The sequence below is a fragment of the Enterococcus sp. HY326 genome, assembly GCF_026157065.1.
Lineage (GTDB): Bacteria > Bacillota > Bacilli > Lactobacillales > Enterococcaceae > HY326.
Window position 1 is genome coordinate 111370 of sequence record NZ_JANLGQ010000006.1, and the last position, 14853, is coordinate 126222.

General features: G+C 39.1%; 12 protein-coding genes. All 12 read left to right on the forward strand.

The features are described 5' to 3' along the window. The first annotated feature begins 119 nt into the window (after positions 1 to 119). The 12 genes from ORH16_RS15110 (at position 120) to ORH16_RS15165 (ending at position 14849) form a co-directional block, all read left to right on the forward strand. Positions 120 to 1022 (forward strand): carbohydrate ABC transporter permease, encoded by a 903-nt coding sequence (locus ORH16_RS15110; protein WP_265459684.1) that lies wholly within the window; start codon positions 120 to 122, stop codon positions 1020 to 1022. A 9-nt stretch (positions 1023 to 1031) separates the two neighbouring features. After that, entirely contained in the window at positions 1032 to 1862 is an 831-nt protein-coding gene (locus ORH16_RS15115; protein WP_265459685.1) for a carbohydrate ABC transporter permease, read from the forward strand. Next, the gene (locus ORH16_RS15120; RefSeq protein ID WP_265459686.1) at positions 1859 to 4951 is read left to right on the forward strand and encodes an alpha-mannosidase; all 3093 of its coding nucleotides are present in this window, start codon (positions 1859 to 1861) and stop codon (positions 4949 to 4951) included. The genes ORH16_RS15115 and ORH16_RS15120 overlap by 4 nt, the downstream gene beginning before the upstream one ends. Before the next feature lie 436 nt (positions 4952 to 5387). Further along, positions 5388 to 7217: an APC family permease gene (locus ORH16_RS15125; protein WP_265459687.1), complete on the forward strand. Its 1830-nt coding sequence runs from the start codon at positions 5388 to 5390 to the stop codon at positions 7215 to 7217. Between the two features lie 269 nt (positions 7218 to 7486). Further along, complete coding sequence (locus ORH16_RS15130) at positions 7487 to 7945, forward strand: AraC family transcriptional regulator (protein ID WP_265459688.1); 459 nt, start codon at positions 7487 to 7489, stop codon at positions 7943 to 7945. A 62-nt stretch (positions 7946 to 8007) separates the two neighbouring features. Beyond that, positions 8008 to 8316, forward strand: a complete 309-nt coding sequence (locus ORH16_RS15135; protein ID WP_265459689.1) for a DUF3221 domain-containing protein — start codon at positions 8008 to 8010, stop codon at positions 8314 to 8316. A gap of 256 nt (positions 8317 to 8572) precedes the next feature. Continuing rightward, the gene (locus ORH16_RS15140; protein WP_265459690.1) at positions 8573 to 9442 is read left to right on the forward strand and encodes a MurR/RpiR family transcriptional regulator; all 870 of its coding nucleotides are present in this window, start codon (positions 8573 to 8575) and stop codon (positions 9440 to 9442) included. Between the two features lie 287 nt (positions 9443 to 9729). Beyond that, the gene (locus ORH16_RS15145; RefSeq protein ID WP_265459691.1) at positions 9730 to 10707 is read left to right on the forward strand and encodes a Gfo/Idh/MocA family protein; all 978 of its coding nucleotides are present in this window, start codon (positions 9730 to 9732) and stop codon (positions 10705 to 10707) included. Between the two features lie 383 nt (positions 10708 to 11090). Beyond that, positions 11091 to 12107 (forward strand): oxidoreductase, encoded by a 1017-nt coding sequence (locus tag ORH16_RS15150; protein ID WP_265459692.1) that lies wholly within the window; start codon positions 11091 to 11093, stop codon positions 12105 to 12107. 171 nt (positions 12108 to 12278) lie between these two features. Continuing rightward, positions 12279 to 13619, forward strand: a complete 1341-nt coding sequence (locus ORH16_RS15155; protein WP_265459693.1) for a PTS sugar transporter subunit IIC — start codon at positions 12279 to 12281, stop codon at positions 13617 to 13619. Further along, positions 13600 to 14064, forward strand: coding sequence for a heme-binding protein (locus tag ORH16_RS15160; RefSeq protein WP_265459694.1), 465 nt, complete (start codon positions 13600 to 13602; stop codon positions 14062 to 14064). The genes ORH16_RS15155 and ORH16_RS15160 overlap by 20 nt, the downstream gene beginning before the upstream one ends. Further along, complete coding sequence (locus ORH16_RS15165) at positions 14061 to 14849, forward strand: Cof-type HAD-IIB family hydrolase (protein ID WP_265459695.1); 789 nt, start codon at positions 14061 to 14063, stop codon at positions 14847 to 14849. Before ORH16_RS15160 ends, ORH16_RS15165 begins: the two co-directional genes overlap by 4 nt. Positions 14850 to 14853 lie beyond the last annotated feature (4 nt).

Below are 14853 nucleotides of genomic sequence, written 5' to 3' on the forward strand. Positions count from 1 at the left end.
TTAGCAACAATCGATAAAGTCTGTGACATAACTTTTAAGTGAAATTATGCTAGGCAAAAAATGCATCAAAAGCTACATGCCAACTTATGTCACAGACTATTTATTTGGAGGTGGATCAGATGGAGAAATCGGCACAACTACCCGGCAAAAAGAAGGCATTTTCAGATAATAAGAAGGCAATATTTTTCTTAACACCTTCTTGGATTTTATTATTGATTTTCTTTGTGGGGCCAATTATTTTAACATTTATATTTTCATTTACCAATTTGGCTTTAACTGGTGCAGCGGCAAGTGAGTTGAAATTTATTGGTTTTGAGAATTTTACCCGGATGTTTGGTGATCCGGACTTTAGGACTAGTGTAGTAAAGACAATTGTCTTTGTTTTGTTTTCAGCCGTGATAGGCCAATGTTTTTTAGGCTTTTTAATTGCTTTTATGATGAAAGAAAAAAATAAAACCTTCAGACGAGTTGTCGGCTTAATTATTATCGCAGCTTGGGTGACTCCAGAGGTGGTTGTTTCCTTTTGTTGGGTGGCTTTTTTAAGTGACAATGGAACTGCCAACTGGTTAGTCGGTTTAATGGGCTTTGAGCCAATAGCCTGGTTATTTACTTTTCCAATGGCCAGTGTTGTCATTGCCAATATTTGGCGGGGAACAGCTTTTTCAATGATGGTTTTTCAGTCTGCATTAGATGATATTCCAAAAGAAGTCGAAGAAGCAGCTATTATGGATGGTGCTTCTAGATGGCAAGTCATTCGGAAAATTACTATTCCAATGGTAAAAGGGACTATTTCGACAAATCTAATGTTAGTAACTTTGCAAACATTAGGCGTCTTTACATTGATTTACACAATGACAGGTGGTGGACCGGGTAATCAAACTTCGACTTTACCAGTGTTCATGTATAAGCAAGCCTTTGTCAGTTATCAACTTGGCTACGGAACAGCAATTTCCCTAGTTCTTTTAGCATTAGGGGCGGCTGCTAGCCTAATTTACATGAAAACTCTAAAAGTGAAGGTGTAGGTGAAAGAGATGGTTAAACGCTCTGAAAAAATCGAAACGATTGTTCATTATGTATTACTTTCAGCGTTGGCACTTTTATTTTTATTACCACTATTATGGATGCTTTTTGCCTCAGTTGATACAGGTGCCATCCAGTCATTAAAAATCCCTGAATCAATTACTTTTTCAAATTTTACTTCGATTTTAACTGATCCAAGTATCGTTCGCTCTTTTGTAATTGGAATATTAATTTCAGGTTGTCAGGCATTGTTTGTCGTCATCTTATGCGTACTGGCGGCCTATCCGCTATCACGCTATCAATTAAGATACAAAAAAAGTTTTCTGATGACAGTTCTTTTTATGACCTCATTACCAATGACGGCCGTAATTGTACCAGTCTATCAGCTATTTATTTTCTTGAAATTTCAGGATTCATTGATTGCAGTCACATTTTTCCTAACCGCTTCTTCACTTCCTTATGGTATTTGGATGATGAAAAACTTTATGGATTCAGTTCCTATTGACTTAGAGGAATCTGCTTGGATTGATGGGGCATCTACTTGGCAAGGAGTGAGAAAAGTCGTTGCGCCATTGATGGTACCGGGGATTTTTACAGTCGCTATTTTTACCTTTACAGGTAGTTGGGGGAACTTTTTTGTTCCTTACATTTTAATTCAAACGCCTGATAAAATGCCGGCGTCTGTGACCATCTTCCAGTTTTTTGGGAATTTTGGCATGGTCAATTATGGCAGACTAGCAGCCTTTTCCGTTCTGTACACGATTCCGGTTGTCGTGTTATATGCTTTATCGCAAACGTATATGTCTAAAGGATTTAGTATGGGAGGAGCAACAAAAGGATGATTGAACAGTATCTAACGATAAAAAAGCTGAGGAAAAGAATTGATGAGCTTAAGAATTATCGCTATTCACAACTAATTAACTTGCAGGATTGGCAAGCTCAGGAAGATATTTCAAAAGAAGAGCTTTTCCCACCGAAAGATTTTTCTGGAAAGATTTCATTAGGCGAGCAGTGGCGCGGACGAGATTTATATTTATGGGTTCAAAAAGAGGTTGAAATCCCTGATGATGAAAATTTATGGTTCATCTTTGACTTTGGTCGAACAGGCGGAGGCTATAATGATGGCTTTGAATCTTTAATGTTTATCAATGGTGAGCCTTATCAGGGAGTCGATTCAAATCATAAGGAAGTGTATGTTGACCCAAAATATCGCAACCAAAAAATTAATGTGTCCTTGAAACTTTGGTCCGGACTTGAAGGTGGTGGCCCGGAAATTATTCAAGTACATGAATTTCGGACAGCCGAATTAGCTAAGCAAAGGCCAACTGCCGATGATTTATTTTTCCTAAGCGACATGGTTTTAAAGACTGCCCAACAATTAGCAGATGATAATCCAAATAAATATCTGCTAGTTAAGCAGCTAAATAATGCTTTTAACCTAATTGATTGGTCCTACCCTGGAAGTGCAACTTTTTATCAGTCAGTTAAAGAAAGCGATCATTTTTTAAACCAAGAAATTGATAAATTACCGAAAGACGCCAAAGTAGAAATTACGGCTATCGGACATACCCATATTGATGTTGCATGGTTGTGGCGTTTGAAACATACAGGTGAGAAGGCTGCTCGAAGTTTTTCAACAGTACTGCGCTTGATGGAACAATATCCTGAATACGAATTTTTGCAAACTCAGCCGCAAATTTACAAATATATCAAACAAGCCTATCCTGATTTGTATAAAAAGATTAAAGAACGAATTGCTGAAGGACGTTGGGAAGTCGACGGTGCAATGTGGCTTGAGGCTGACTGTAATATTCCTTCGGGAGAATCACTAACACGACAAATTTTGCATGGTAAAAAATTTGTCAAAGAAGAGTTTGATAAAGACATGCATTATTTGTGGTTGCCTGATGTTTTTGGCTATTCCTGGGCTTTACCACAAATTCTGAAAAAATCAGGAATTGAAACCTTCATGACAACGAAAATTAGTTGGAATCAATTTAACCGGATGCCCCATGATACTTTTTATTGGCGGGGGATTGATGGGACTGATATTTTAACTCATTTTATTACGACACCAGTTGTCGGCGAAAATAATGATTGGGCAGAAGAGTGGTTCTATACCTATAATGGCGAGTTGGAACCGGAGTCCGTCTTAGGGATTTATAAAGGTTATGCAGATAAGGAATTGAATAGTAATCTATTGCTTTCCTATGGACATGGCGATGGCGGCGGTGGTGTGACCCGCGATATGCTTGAAAATCGACGGAGAATGGACCGAATACCTGGCTTACCAGCAGTCAAAACAGGAAAAGTAAATGACTATTTTACTAAACTACATGAGACAATTGATTACGCAACAGATCCTGTGCATATTTGGGATGGCGAATTATACCTAGAGTATCATCGGGGGACGTATACCTCTCAAGCCTTTGTTAAAAAAATGAATCGTAAAATTGAATTGGCCTTACGAAAACTAGAAATTTTATATAGTTTCAAAGAAATGCAAGAAGCGCAAACCTATCCGAAAACACAGCTTTATGATATCTGGGAGGTTTTGCTACGAAACCAATTCCACGATATTATTCCCGGATCCTCGATTAAAGAAGTCTATCAGGATCACAAAAAAGAAATTGCGGAAGTTCTTACAGAACTTGAGCAGTTAACGAATGAATTTACCACTGCTAATCAAGATAAGCTTACGCTAATCAATACAGCTAACTGGCAAAGAAATACTTTAGTGACCATTCCGGAAAAACGAACAGGAATATACAAAGACGCCACTGGAAAAGTAATTCAGAGTGTGAAAGAAGCAGATGGCTACACGCTGCTCATTGAAAATATTGAGCAGTTTGCTCAAGTAAAGCTTGAATTTGAAGAAGGGACAACAGCCAAAACTCAGAAAAAAGCAGTCAGCCAAGTTGCTGAGAACAGTTTAGAAACTGATTTCTATCATCTATCTTGGAATCAAAAAGGCCAGTTGACCAGTATTTTCGATAAAGAGGCAAGTCGTGAGGTTTTAGAAGGTAAAGGGAATGTGCTGCAGCTGTTTGAAGATAAGCCATTAAATTACGATGCTTGGGACATTGATATTTTTTACAAAGAAAAAGTAATTGAACTTGAAGCGGATTCTATCACTATCGTGGAAAATAATTCAATCTACACTTCAATTCTTTTTGAATATAGCTTTGGAAAATCTACTCTGTCGCAAGAAATGAGAATTTATAATCATACAAAACGGATTGATTTTCTGACAAAATCTCATTGGGAGGAGCGGCAGCGATTGCTGAAAGCCCGCTTCAACGTTAATATTCGTAATACCGAGGCGACTTTCGATATTCAATATGGCAATGTTAAACGGCCTACTCATAGCAATACCAGTTGGAATTTTGCTCAGTTTGAATCTGTCGGCCATCAGTGGGCTGATTTTTCAGAAAGAAATTATGGAGTCAGTCTATTAAATGATAGCAAATATGGTTATGACATCAAGGAAAATGTTATGGGATTGACGCTTCTAAAAGGCGGTATTTATCCAGATCCAACAGCAGATATCGGTGATCACGAGTTTATCTATAGTCTCTTACCACATCAGGGGGATTTTGTTGCCGGGAAAACTGTTGAAGAGGCTTGGGAAATTAATGATTCTTTAGCTGTAGCTAATGGTGTAGATCTTGAGAGTCTGAATTTTAAACTCGAAGCAGCTGACCAAGTACCACTTATGGTAGATGCTTTGAAGGTGGCTGAAGATGGTAATGGCTGGATTTTAAGAGTACATGACCATACTGGTGGCTCCAGAAAAGTGAATCTTTCAATACCTACCAAAGAAATTATTGCTACAAATTTGATGGAAAAAAATGAGGAGAAACTTGGAAATAACGCTATTGAGTTTGATTTAACTCCTTATGAGATTAAAACCTTTAGGATAGTTAAATAATTTTTTTAAACGAATAGCAAAGCCTGTGATTAAGATTACCGTGAAGGTCTTTAATCACAGGCTTTTAAAATTTCACCAAATAAATCTCATCATTTTGCCACAAGACATTAAAACGAGGCGACTGGCCTTGTGAGATATCTTTTGAAGAATAATTTTGGCTTGAACTGATGCATAGCAAATTAGTTTAATTGAGAGTCAAATTTTAACAGGAAGTTCTGTGAATTTACGAATATTGAAAAATTTGGAACAAGAAAAAAATTTTTTTCACAATTGAATAAATGCAGGTCTTTTGAATGTTGAATTTGTTAGATAAAATAATGAGAATCCGCAACAAGACACAGATATCAATTGACTTTAAACCTCGCTAGCAGTAGTATTAGGCGTTGTTTGAGAATGAAAATTTTTAGAGAGAAAATTTCAGAAAGAGGAGTAAAAATTGGATTACTTGAAACGCCTTTTAGTAGGTAAACCGTTAAAATCAGGCGACAACGACGAGCAGAAATTAAGTCGTTTTGCTGCCTTGGCCTTATTATCGTCCGATGCCTTGTCCTCGATTGCTTATGGGACAGAACAAATTGTTTTGGTACTGGTCACTTTATCAGCCGCTGCTATTTGGTATTCATTGCCGATTGCTGCCTTTGTTATTATTCTTTTAATTTCGTTGACTTTATCTTATCGACAAATTATTCACGCTTATCCCCATGGCGGTGGTGCTTATGTTGTCAGCAGTGAAAACCTCGGGAAGAACGCTGGACTGATTTCCGGCGGATCTTTATTGGTGGATTATATGCTGACGGTGGCGGTTTCGGTTTCGGCCGGCTCCGAAGCCATAATTTCTGCGATTCCCTCACTTTATGCTCATCGAGTGGCGATTTCAATTGTAATTGTATTATTGATTATGCTGATTAATTTGCGGGGTCTACGGGAATCTGCCAGCTTTTTAATGTTTCCAGTTTACGCTTTTATCGCTGTGATCACATTATTGATTTTAGTTGGCCTATTTAAAATATTTACCGGCCAAGAGCCGCTAAATGCAACAGCCATTCCGGGAACCGTGATTCCGGGCATCTCAGTGGCTTTGATTTTACGAGCTTTTTCTTCTGGCTCGTCTTCTCTGACAGGAGTGGAGGCCATTAGTAACGCGGTGCCGTTTTTCAAGAAGCCAAGAGCCAAAAATGCGGCGGGCACGCTAGCAATGATGGCGGCAATTCTAGGATTTTTCTTTGTCGGTATTACTTTTTTAAATTATTGGTACGGCATTGTGCCGGAAACAGAAGTGACGGTCTTAGCACAGATTGGCGAAGCGGTCTTCGGCGGTAAAAATATTTTATTTTATCTACTGCAATTTGCGACAGCGCTAATTTTAGCGGTGGCTGCCAACACAGGCTTCTCAGCTTTTCCAGTGCTGTCTTACAATCTATCCAAAGATAAATTTCTGCCCCACATGTATCAAGACCGTGGCGATCGCTTAGGCTATTCAAATGGTATTATCACTTTGGCTGCTGGCTCTATTGTGCTGTTAGTTATTTTTCAAGGAGCCACAGAACGCTTGATTCCGCTGTATTCAATCGGAGTCTTCATTCCCTTTGCCCTATCGCAAACCGGCATGGTTATTCATTGGCGCAAACAAGGGGAGAAGTGGCTGAAAAAATCGATTGCCAATTTAGTTGGTGCATTTATTTCTTATAGCATCATTGTGATTTTATTTGTCTATCGGTTAAATGATATCTGGCCATTTTTCATTATTATGCCAATTTTGATCTTCATATTTTATAAAATTCATGACCATTATAAAAAAGTTGCGGAACAGCTGCGCTTGGAAAAAGAAGTTGGTCAGCTTCATGATTTTGAAGGGAATACGGTGATTGTACTGGTCGGCAACGTCACACGGGCGAATATCGGTGCGTTGAATTACGCCCGCTCAATTGGCGATTACGTCGTTGCAATGCATGTTTCTTTAAATGAAGACGTTGAAAAGGAAAAAGAAATCGAAGCGGAATTCAAATCACATTTTCCAGATGTACGCTTTTCTGTGGTTCACTCTTCTTATCGTTCGATTGAAAATCCGATTATCCGTTATGTCGATTTTGTCAGCAAGCGGGCTGCCCAGCGGAATTTTACGACAACCGTCTTAATCCCGCAGTTCGTCCCCAACAAACGTTGGCAAAATATTCTCCACAATCAAACAAGTCTACGCCTGCGCTTGCGGCTAGCTTGGCGGGAAAATATTATTTTAAGTACCTATAGTTATCATTTGAAGAAGTAGTAATTTAGTTGAGAGAGTCAGAAAAGCGGTGAAGGCTTCTGACTCTTTTTTTGTGTTGAAATTGTTACCAATGTTTTTTAGGTATCTAAAAAATAATTTGCATCAAATATTGTAACCCAAAAAATTTGCCTCAACCTTCTAAAATGGGCTAACAAAATCTTTTCCCAACTTTTTTTTTAAAACTCCTGCTGAATTTCATTTTATATCATGATAAGCTGAATTTAGGAAGTGATTGGCCAATCCTCCTAATAAGTTTAGGAGTGATTTTAATGAAGTATCACGTAGAAATTTTAGCACCAGCAAAAGTTGCCTATTTAAGAAATATTGGACCTTATGGCAGTCGGGAAAATTTTGAATTAATGACGCAGTTTAAAACTTGGATTGCTGAAAACAATTTGGAGCAACAGGTTGAAAAAACGGGTATTCTAGCAATTGCCCGGGATAATCCAGCAATTACCGCACCGGAAAACTGTCGTTTTGATTTGTTGCTAAAAATCAGAGAGGATTTTTATCCAGAATTGCCGGTGCAGGTAGCTGATTTTGCAGGTGGTAAATATGCGGTCTTTGAAGTCAGCCATACACAGGAGGCGATTCAAGAGTTTTGGGCTCAGCTGCCGCAAATAATTGAAGAAAATCATTTGCAGACTAAAGAGCTGCCATTGATTGAACGCTATAAAGCAGGAATCAGTGACAAACAGCCATCTGAATTTTTGTTGCCGCTTGTTTAAGCAATGAAAATGACTTCTGTCGAATTGAAAATTAGTTTGCAAGAGAAGGGAAGTGGGGGAAGATGAAGAAAATCATAGGCGGAGTAATTGTTGGGATTGTTTTACTAATTGGCATAATCTTTTGGTGGCAAGGTCGTGATGTTTCAACGACAACTGGCACTATTGTCGATGTTTCAGAAAATTCGATTTTGCTTTTAACAGAGGAATGGATTGAGCTTGGTGGGGAAACGGCTACTGGTGATTTATCCTTTAGTTGGGAGGATGCTGAGGATTTTCAAGCTGGCGATCAGGTCAAAATCTGGATAAAAGGGCCGATAGCGACGAGTTTTCCGGCCCAAGCAACAGTTATCAAGGTGGAAAAAATTACTTGATTTTTTTGGGATAAATTAGTTTTAGCAATGAAACACCAACTAAAAAATATTCAAGAGCTGATTGAGTTTTTAGCAGAAGCTTTTTAGAAAATAGACTTTTACTTTTTGACAGTTTTTCGAATTTTTTCGCTCTATACAGAGAATCGTATATACGCAGTCCAAGAAAATATGTGTAAAACAAGTTGGCCTTAACTGGCAAAGCTCAGCTATTGCCTTTACAGACAACTTCTGCTAAAAAGAAGGGGAGGTGATTTTTGTGAATGTGCTAGAGCAGCTGACAGCAAAAAAAGATTTTACTGATACGGAGAAGCGTTTGGCGGAGTATATTTTGGCTCATCAAGAGGAAATGGCTGAGATGAATATTTCGGATTTGGCGAAAAAGGCTTACTCTTCCCATTCTGCGGTGGTGCGTTTGGCCAAGAAATTGGGCTTTGCCGGCTATCGTGAATTTAAAATTGCATTGGCGAAGGCTTTCCAAGAGAGCCGTCATATCACGAGTCAGGTGGACCCGAATTTTCCATTTCGACCGTCGGATAATGCGGCTAAAATTGCCAAGCAGGTGGCGGATTTATGCATCGAATCGATTCGCAAAACCTTCAGCGGCTTGGATAATCAAGTTTTAGATCAGGTGGCGCAGCTTTTGCTGAGTTCACAGCGGGTATTTCTCTTCGGTACTGGGGATTCTCAGATTCGCGCCCGCAGTTTTCAAAATAAATTCAATAAAATCAATCGCTATCTAATTGTGGCGGATGAATACGGCGAGTCTGAATGGAGTGCTATGAATGTGAAGCAGGCGGACTTGGCGATTTTTATCAGCTATAGCGGCGAGTCCCGCAGTTATCGCAAATTTATCCAATATCTGAATCGCAAGAAAATTAAAACAGTTTTGTTGACCAGCAATCGGGAATCGACGTTGGCTCAATTTAGCCAATTGTGTATTGAGGTACCGGCTGGCGAGTTGGAAAATGTCAAAGTGGGGACCTTTGCTTCACAAATTTCCTTTGAATATGTACTGGATACCTTGTTTTCCGTCGTGTATTCCAAAGATTACACGACCCACTTAGTTGATTTAAAAAACAAAGAATGGGTTCTAGACGAGAATTTTTTTGAAGACCAGTTGGATTAACAAACGATTTTTTTATTGGAAATTTTTTATCATCTGGCAGATGATTTCAGAATAAAACAGTTCTAAAATAGTAGATAATGCATGAGGCTATGACAATTTTTGTCATAGTCTTATTTGTTTGCTTTAAAAAAGCAGAGTTTTTGTTGAACATGATGTTTACTCTCTGGTAGGCTTCTAACAGCCTTTTTTGAAAATAGTTGAACATTTTGACCAATTTTGCGGGATTTGCTTTTTTCACTGGAAGAATCTCTTATAGTTGGCTTAACAACTAGAAAAGAGGAACGCAAATGAAATTAGCTATTACGGGTGCCGGCATGATTGTCAAAGATTTTCTGACCATTACCAAGGATTTGCGGGAGGTAGAACTACAGGCCATCGTCGGTGTCGATGCCGATTTGGAAAATATGCAGGCGCTGCAGGAGCAATACAACATCAAAGAAGTATACACCGATTATGAAACTTGTTTAAAAGAAGCGGATATTGACACGGTGTATGTGGCGGTGCCGAATCATCTCCATTACGCTTTTGCTAAAAAAGCATTGGAACACGGCAAGCATGTCGTCTGCGAAAAACCATTTACTTTAAAGCTGGCTGAATTAATTGAGTTGAAAAATTTGGCGCAAGCCGCTGATTTAATTTTAGTTGAAGCGATTACCAATCAATACTTAGCCAATTATCGGGGTATTAAAGAAGCGATTGCAACTTTAGGTGACTTGAAGTTAATCGAATGCAACTACTCCCAATATTCTTCCCGCTATGATGCCTTTAAAGCCGGTACAATTTTGCCCGCCTTTAATCCAAAAATGGGCGGCGGTGCCTTGATGGACATCAATATTTACAATATTCATTTTGTCGTTGGTTTATTAGGTCGGCCAAGTGCTGTCAACTATTTTGCGAATTTGGAAAAAGATATCGATACTTCCGGCATGCTGGTTCTGGATTATCAACAGACAAAAGTTGTTTGTATCGGGGCTAAGGATTCCACTGCCAAAATTCGTTCAACGATTCAAGGAACGAAAGGCTCGCTGATTGTCAATGGCCCGACAAATGTGGTGGACAGCTATGCAGTTGAGATGAACGGCACTGAAGCTGAGGAAATGGACCAAAAAGTTTATCCCCATCGTATGTACGAAGAATTCAAAACCTTTGCCAAAATGATTGCCGACAAGGATTTGGCGCAAGCCGCCACGATGATGAACCACAGTGAAATCGTGATGGAAGTAGTCGAAGCCGCCTTGGCGGATGCCAGAATTGCTTTAGGATAATGAACTAAAGCAGCTGCTTCAATCCGAGTCTTTTTTCTTTAAGGAATTAGCCAGTTTCATATTGTGGAGCTGGCTAAACAGAACTAAAAGCAATCCATCCTTGATAGTTAAAGATCCATTGGGTTTTTTGAAAACGCTTTGAACATGATGTTTAAAAAAGGACTCGTTGAACTAGCCAATCATGAAAATTTTTGAACATTGTGACCAATTATACAAGCAGCTGATATTTATCAAAAAATATCTTATATACTGAAGCCAGTTAAGAGGTGCTGGAAATCTAATCTCTTAAATTTAGCAACATTACTTCAACTATTTAGCAAATGTCGACAGACAGTTGCTTACAGGAATCATCAAAAAATTAATTAAGAAAGCAGGAAAAAAATATGTTAACAATTGCATACATCGGCAACGGCAAAAGTACCAACCGCTATCATTTGCCATTTTCTTTAAAGAAAGAAAATATCAAAGTCAAAACCATCTATTCACCAAAGGATAACTTAGCTTGGGAAAAAATTGCGGGAATCCATTACACCACGGATATTACAGAAGTTTTAACCGACTCAGATATTCAATTGGTAGTCATTTGTACGCCAAGTGATCAGCATTATCCATTGGCGAAAAAAGTTTTGGAAGCCGGTAAAAATGTCTTAGTTGAAAAACCTTTCAGTGAAACATCAGCGGAGGCCAAAGAATTATTTGCATTAGCGAAAGAAAAAGGTTTATTTGTTCAATGTTATCAAAATCGTCGGTTTGATTCTGACTTTTTAACCGTTCAAAAAGTCATTCAAAGTGGCAAGCTGGGGGATATTTTAGAAGTCGAAATGCATTACGACTACTACCGGCCAGAAATTCCTGAAAGCATCCACGAATTTTCGCGAATTAACAGCTATTTATATGGCCATGGCTGCCATACGTTAGACCAAGTGATTTCATTTTTCGGTGATCCTGATGATGTTCACTATGATGTCCGCCAATTATTAGGACCAAATCGGATGAATGATTATTTTGATTTGGATTTATATTACGGCACCATGAAGGTTTCAGTGAAATCCAGTTACTTCCGCCTGAAGGAACGCCCAAGCTTTGTTGTTTATGGTAAAAAAGGAGTCTTTGTCAAAGAAACCAAAGACCGTCAAGAGGAAGACTTGAAGAAATTCTATATGCCGACCAACGCAGATTTTGGAATCGATTTGCCGCAGCATTATGGCACTTTGACTTATATGGATGAAAATGGCAATTACCATGAAGAAAAAGTTGTCTCTGAAGTTGGTGATTACAGTCGCATTTATCAAGGTGTATATGAAACATTGATTAACGGCGCAGATAAAATTGTCAAAGACGAAGAAACGATTCGTCAAATTGAAATTCTTGAAGAAGGCATTAATCAAATGCGCAGCTAAGGCAATTTAGCTGACGGCTTTTGCCTAGCGGAGTCTTGTGATACGGAAAAACTGTTGATAGCAGCAAAGAAGTTTTAATCGTTTCATGCAGACTCCAGCGGGGAAGGCTAGCCATAATTATTGGAATTATCTGCAAAGATTTATTCGATAGAGTCACAGGAGGGAAAATAAATGAACAAACTAATGTCAGTTTTTGAGGAGAAAATGACACCGATTGCGATTAAGCTAGATGCCAATCGCTACTTATCGGCTGTCAAAAATGCGTTTATGGCAGCGATGCCATTGTTGATTGTCGGCTCGTTTTTCGTGTTGTTCGCCAATTTGCCAATTCAACCTTACACGGATTTTATGTTGAATACCTTTGGTGATACCTGGCAAAATATTTTCAATATGCCCAATGATATTTCCATGAGCATGATGACAGTCTATGTGGTTATCGGGGTAGCCAATGACTTGTCTCGTCGTTACAACTTGGACCGCATGGGAGGCATCTTCGCCGGCCTAGCTGCCTTTTTCGTAGTGACACCGATGTATGGTTTTGCAGATGACAGCTTAGGTGTGGGAATTCCCTTATCAAACTTAGGGGCATCAGGTTTGTTTGTTGGTATCTTAGTCGCAATTTTCGCCGTTGAACTTATGCACTTTGCCGATAAAAAAGGCTGGAAAATTAAAATGCCAGATTCTGTTCCCGCCAACGTTGCCAATTCCTTTTCAACTTTAGTTCCGATCTTATTAATTATTGTTGTCTTTAATTTCGTTAGAATTGGTTTTGAAGCAACAGCCTATGGCAATGTGCAAAATTTCATTTTTGATAATTTGCAAACACCATTAACCTCTCTAGGAAATACTTTGCCAGCAACGATTTTAGTATTATTAGTTGAAGGTGTGCTCTGGTCCTTCGGGATTCACGGAGCGAACGTAGTTGGTTCAGTTATGAACCCGATTTGGTTATCCTTAACGGCGGAAAATCTTTCAGCTGTTCAAGCAGGTATTGATGTTCCCAACATCATCAACTACCAATTCTATCAAAATTTTATTAAAATCGGTGGTTCCGGTGCGACCTTTGGTTTAGTGATTTTGTTATTCTTTTTCTCCCGTTCCAAACAGTTTAAAGCAATTGGGAAGCTGTCAATCATTCCAGAAATCTTTACAATCAACGAAACAATTATTTTCGGGATTCCGATTGTCTTGAACCCGATTATGATTATTCCTTTTATCATCACACCAATTGTGATGGCAATTGTCGCATACTTTGCCATGAGTAGTGGGCTCGTACCTTATACCAATGGTGTCAATATCCCTTGGACGACGCCACCGATTTTATCAGGATTTCTCACCTGTGGCTGGCGCGGAGCCTTGTTAAATATCGTGCAGATTGGGATTTCACTGCTGATTTATCTGCCATTCTTCAAAACTGCAGATAATTTAGCTTATACAAATGAACAAGCTCGGGAAAAAGAAGAACAATTAGCTAAAGAACAGGAAGCTGCCAATGTTATTACAGAAGGATAATGTCGAGTTAGAAAAATTATTGCAATTAGAACAGGAATTGCAGTTTGAAACTTTTGACAGTGAGATTGCTTTTAAAATTGCTGAAGAAATTAAAAATTCTGTTAGCGCTCAGAATTTATCGAGCGTTGGCATTCAAATTTACTTTGAAAATAAGGTTGTGCTGCATTATTTGATGGTCGGCCGCAAAGAAAGTCCGTGGCTGGCCCGCAAAACTAAAACAGTGATGGACAGTGGCCACAGTTCCCTATATACTTTCTATATGAAAGCGGTCAATCCAACTTTTGTGGAATGGGAAAAAACGGATGAATATGCAATTTGTGGCGGTGGTTTTCCAATTTTTCAAAACAATCAGCTAAAAGGTGCCATCTGCGTTTCTGGTTTGGATCATTTGGCTGATCACGAGTTGATTATTGCTGCTTTAACAAAACTATTGCAGAAAGGGTGAGCCTTATCAGCACACCAAATATTGCCATTGCGTTTTTCGATATCGATGGTACACTCATCAACCCCCGTCAAATGACGATGAACATCACTGACGGGATTCCTGATTCAACCCGCTTAGCCATTCAAAAACTGAAAGAAAAAGGAATTATTCCGGTGATTGCCACCGGCCGCTGGTCTGGCGTAGTCAAAGCCTTGGCAGATTCCTTGGGCATTGAAACCGTGATTACTTCTAATGGCCAAGAAATTATTCATGAAGGTCAAGCGATTTATCAAAGATTTATTGAACCAGACATCATGGCGAAAATTGTTCCAGAGATTGAAGCCCGGAACCTAGCTGTTTTCTATGATACGCAAAAGGGAATCTTTGTCCCGCAGCTAGTGCAGCCACTGATGGATCGTGGAATTTCTGTCAATCAGTTAGCGGTCGGAGAGATTCCCCAAAATGTCTTTCAAATTTTGGTAACAGCCGAAGACAAAAGTGTTGTGACCGGCTGGCTAAAGGATTTGAAGGTCGTTAAGACGGCACCAAACTCACTGGATATTTTTCCAGAAGGTGTTTCAAAAGCAGCCGGCATCAAAGTTTTATTAGAAAAACTCGGACTGACTGTTGACCAAGCTGTTGCCTTTGGCGACGAGGAAAATGATTTAGAAATGTTTGATGCTGTCGGCATCCCTGTTGCGATGGGCAATGCCATTCAGCCCTTAAAGGACAAAGCAGCTTTTGTTACCAAAGCTGTTTGGGATGATGGCATTTATTATGCTTGTCAGGAGCTGGGGTTGATTTAATGAG

Excerpts from the sequence above, each read along its gene's own strand:
- ORH16_RS15110 (WP_265459684.1), top strand. The coding sequence starts at position 120 with ATGGAGAAATCGGCACAACTACCCGGCAAAAAGAAGGCATTTTCAGAT.
- ORH16_RS15115 (WP_265459685.1), top strand. The coding sequence starts at position 1,032 with ATGGTTAAACGCTCTGAAAAAATCGAAACGATTGTTCATTATGTATTA.
- ORH16_RS15120 (WP_265459686.1), top strand. The coding sequence starts at position 1,859 with ATGATTGAACAGTATCTAACGATAAAAAAGCTGAGGAAAAGAATTGAT.
- ORH16_RS15130 (WP_265459688.1), top strand. The coding sequence starts at position 7,487 with ATGAAGTATCACGTAGAAATTTTAGCACCAGCAAAAGTTGCCTATTTA.
- ORH16_RS15135 (WP_265459689.1), top strand. The coding sequence starts at position 8,008 with ATGAAGAAAATCATAGGCGGAGTAATTGTTGGGATTGTTTTACTAATT.
- ORH16_RS15145 (WP_265459691.1), top strand. The coding sequence starts at position 9,730 with ATGAAATTAGCTATTACGGGTGCCGGCATGATTGTCAAAGATTTTCTG.
- ORH16_RS15150 (WP_265459692.1), top strand. The coding sequence starts at position 11,091 with ATGTTAACAATTGCATACATCGGCAACGGCAAAAGTACCAACCGCTAT.
- ORH16_RS15155 (WP_265459693.1), top strand. The coding sequence starts at position 12,279 with ATGAACAAACTAATGTCAGTTTTTGAGGAGAAAATGACACCGATTGCG.
- ORH16_RS15160 (WP_265459694.1), top strand. The coding sequence starts at position 13,600 with ATGTTATTACAGAAGGATAATGTCGAGTTAGAAAAATTATTGCAATTA.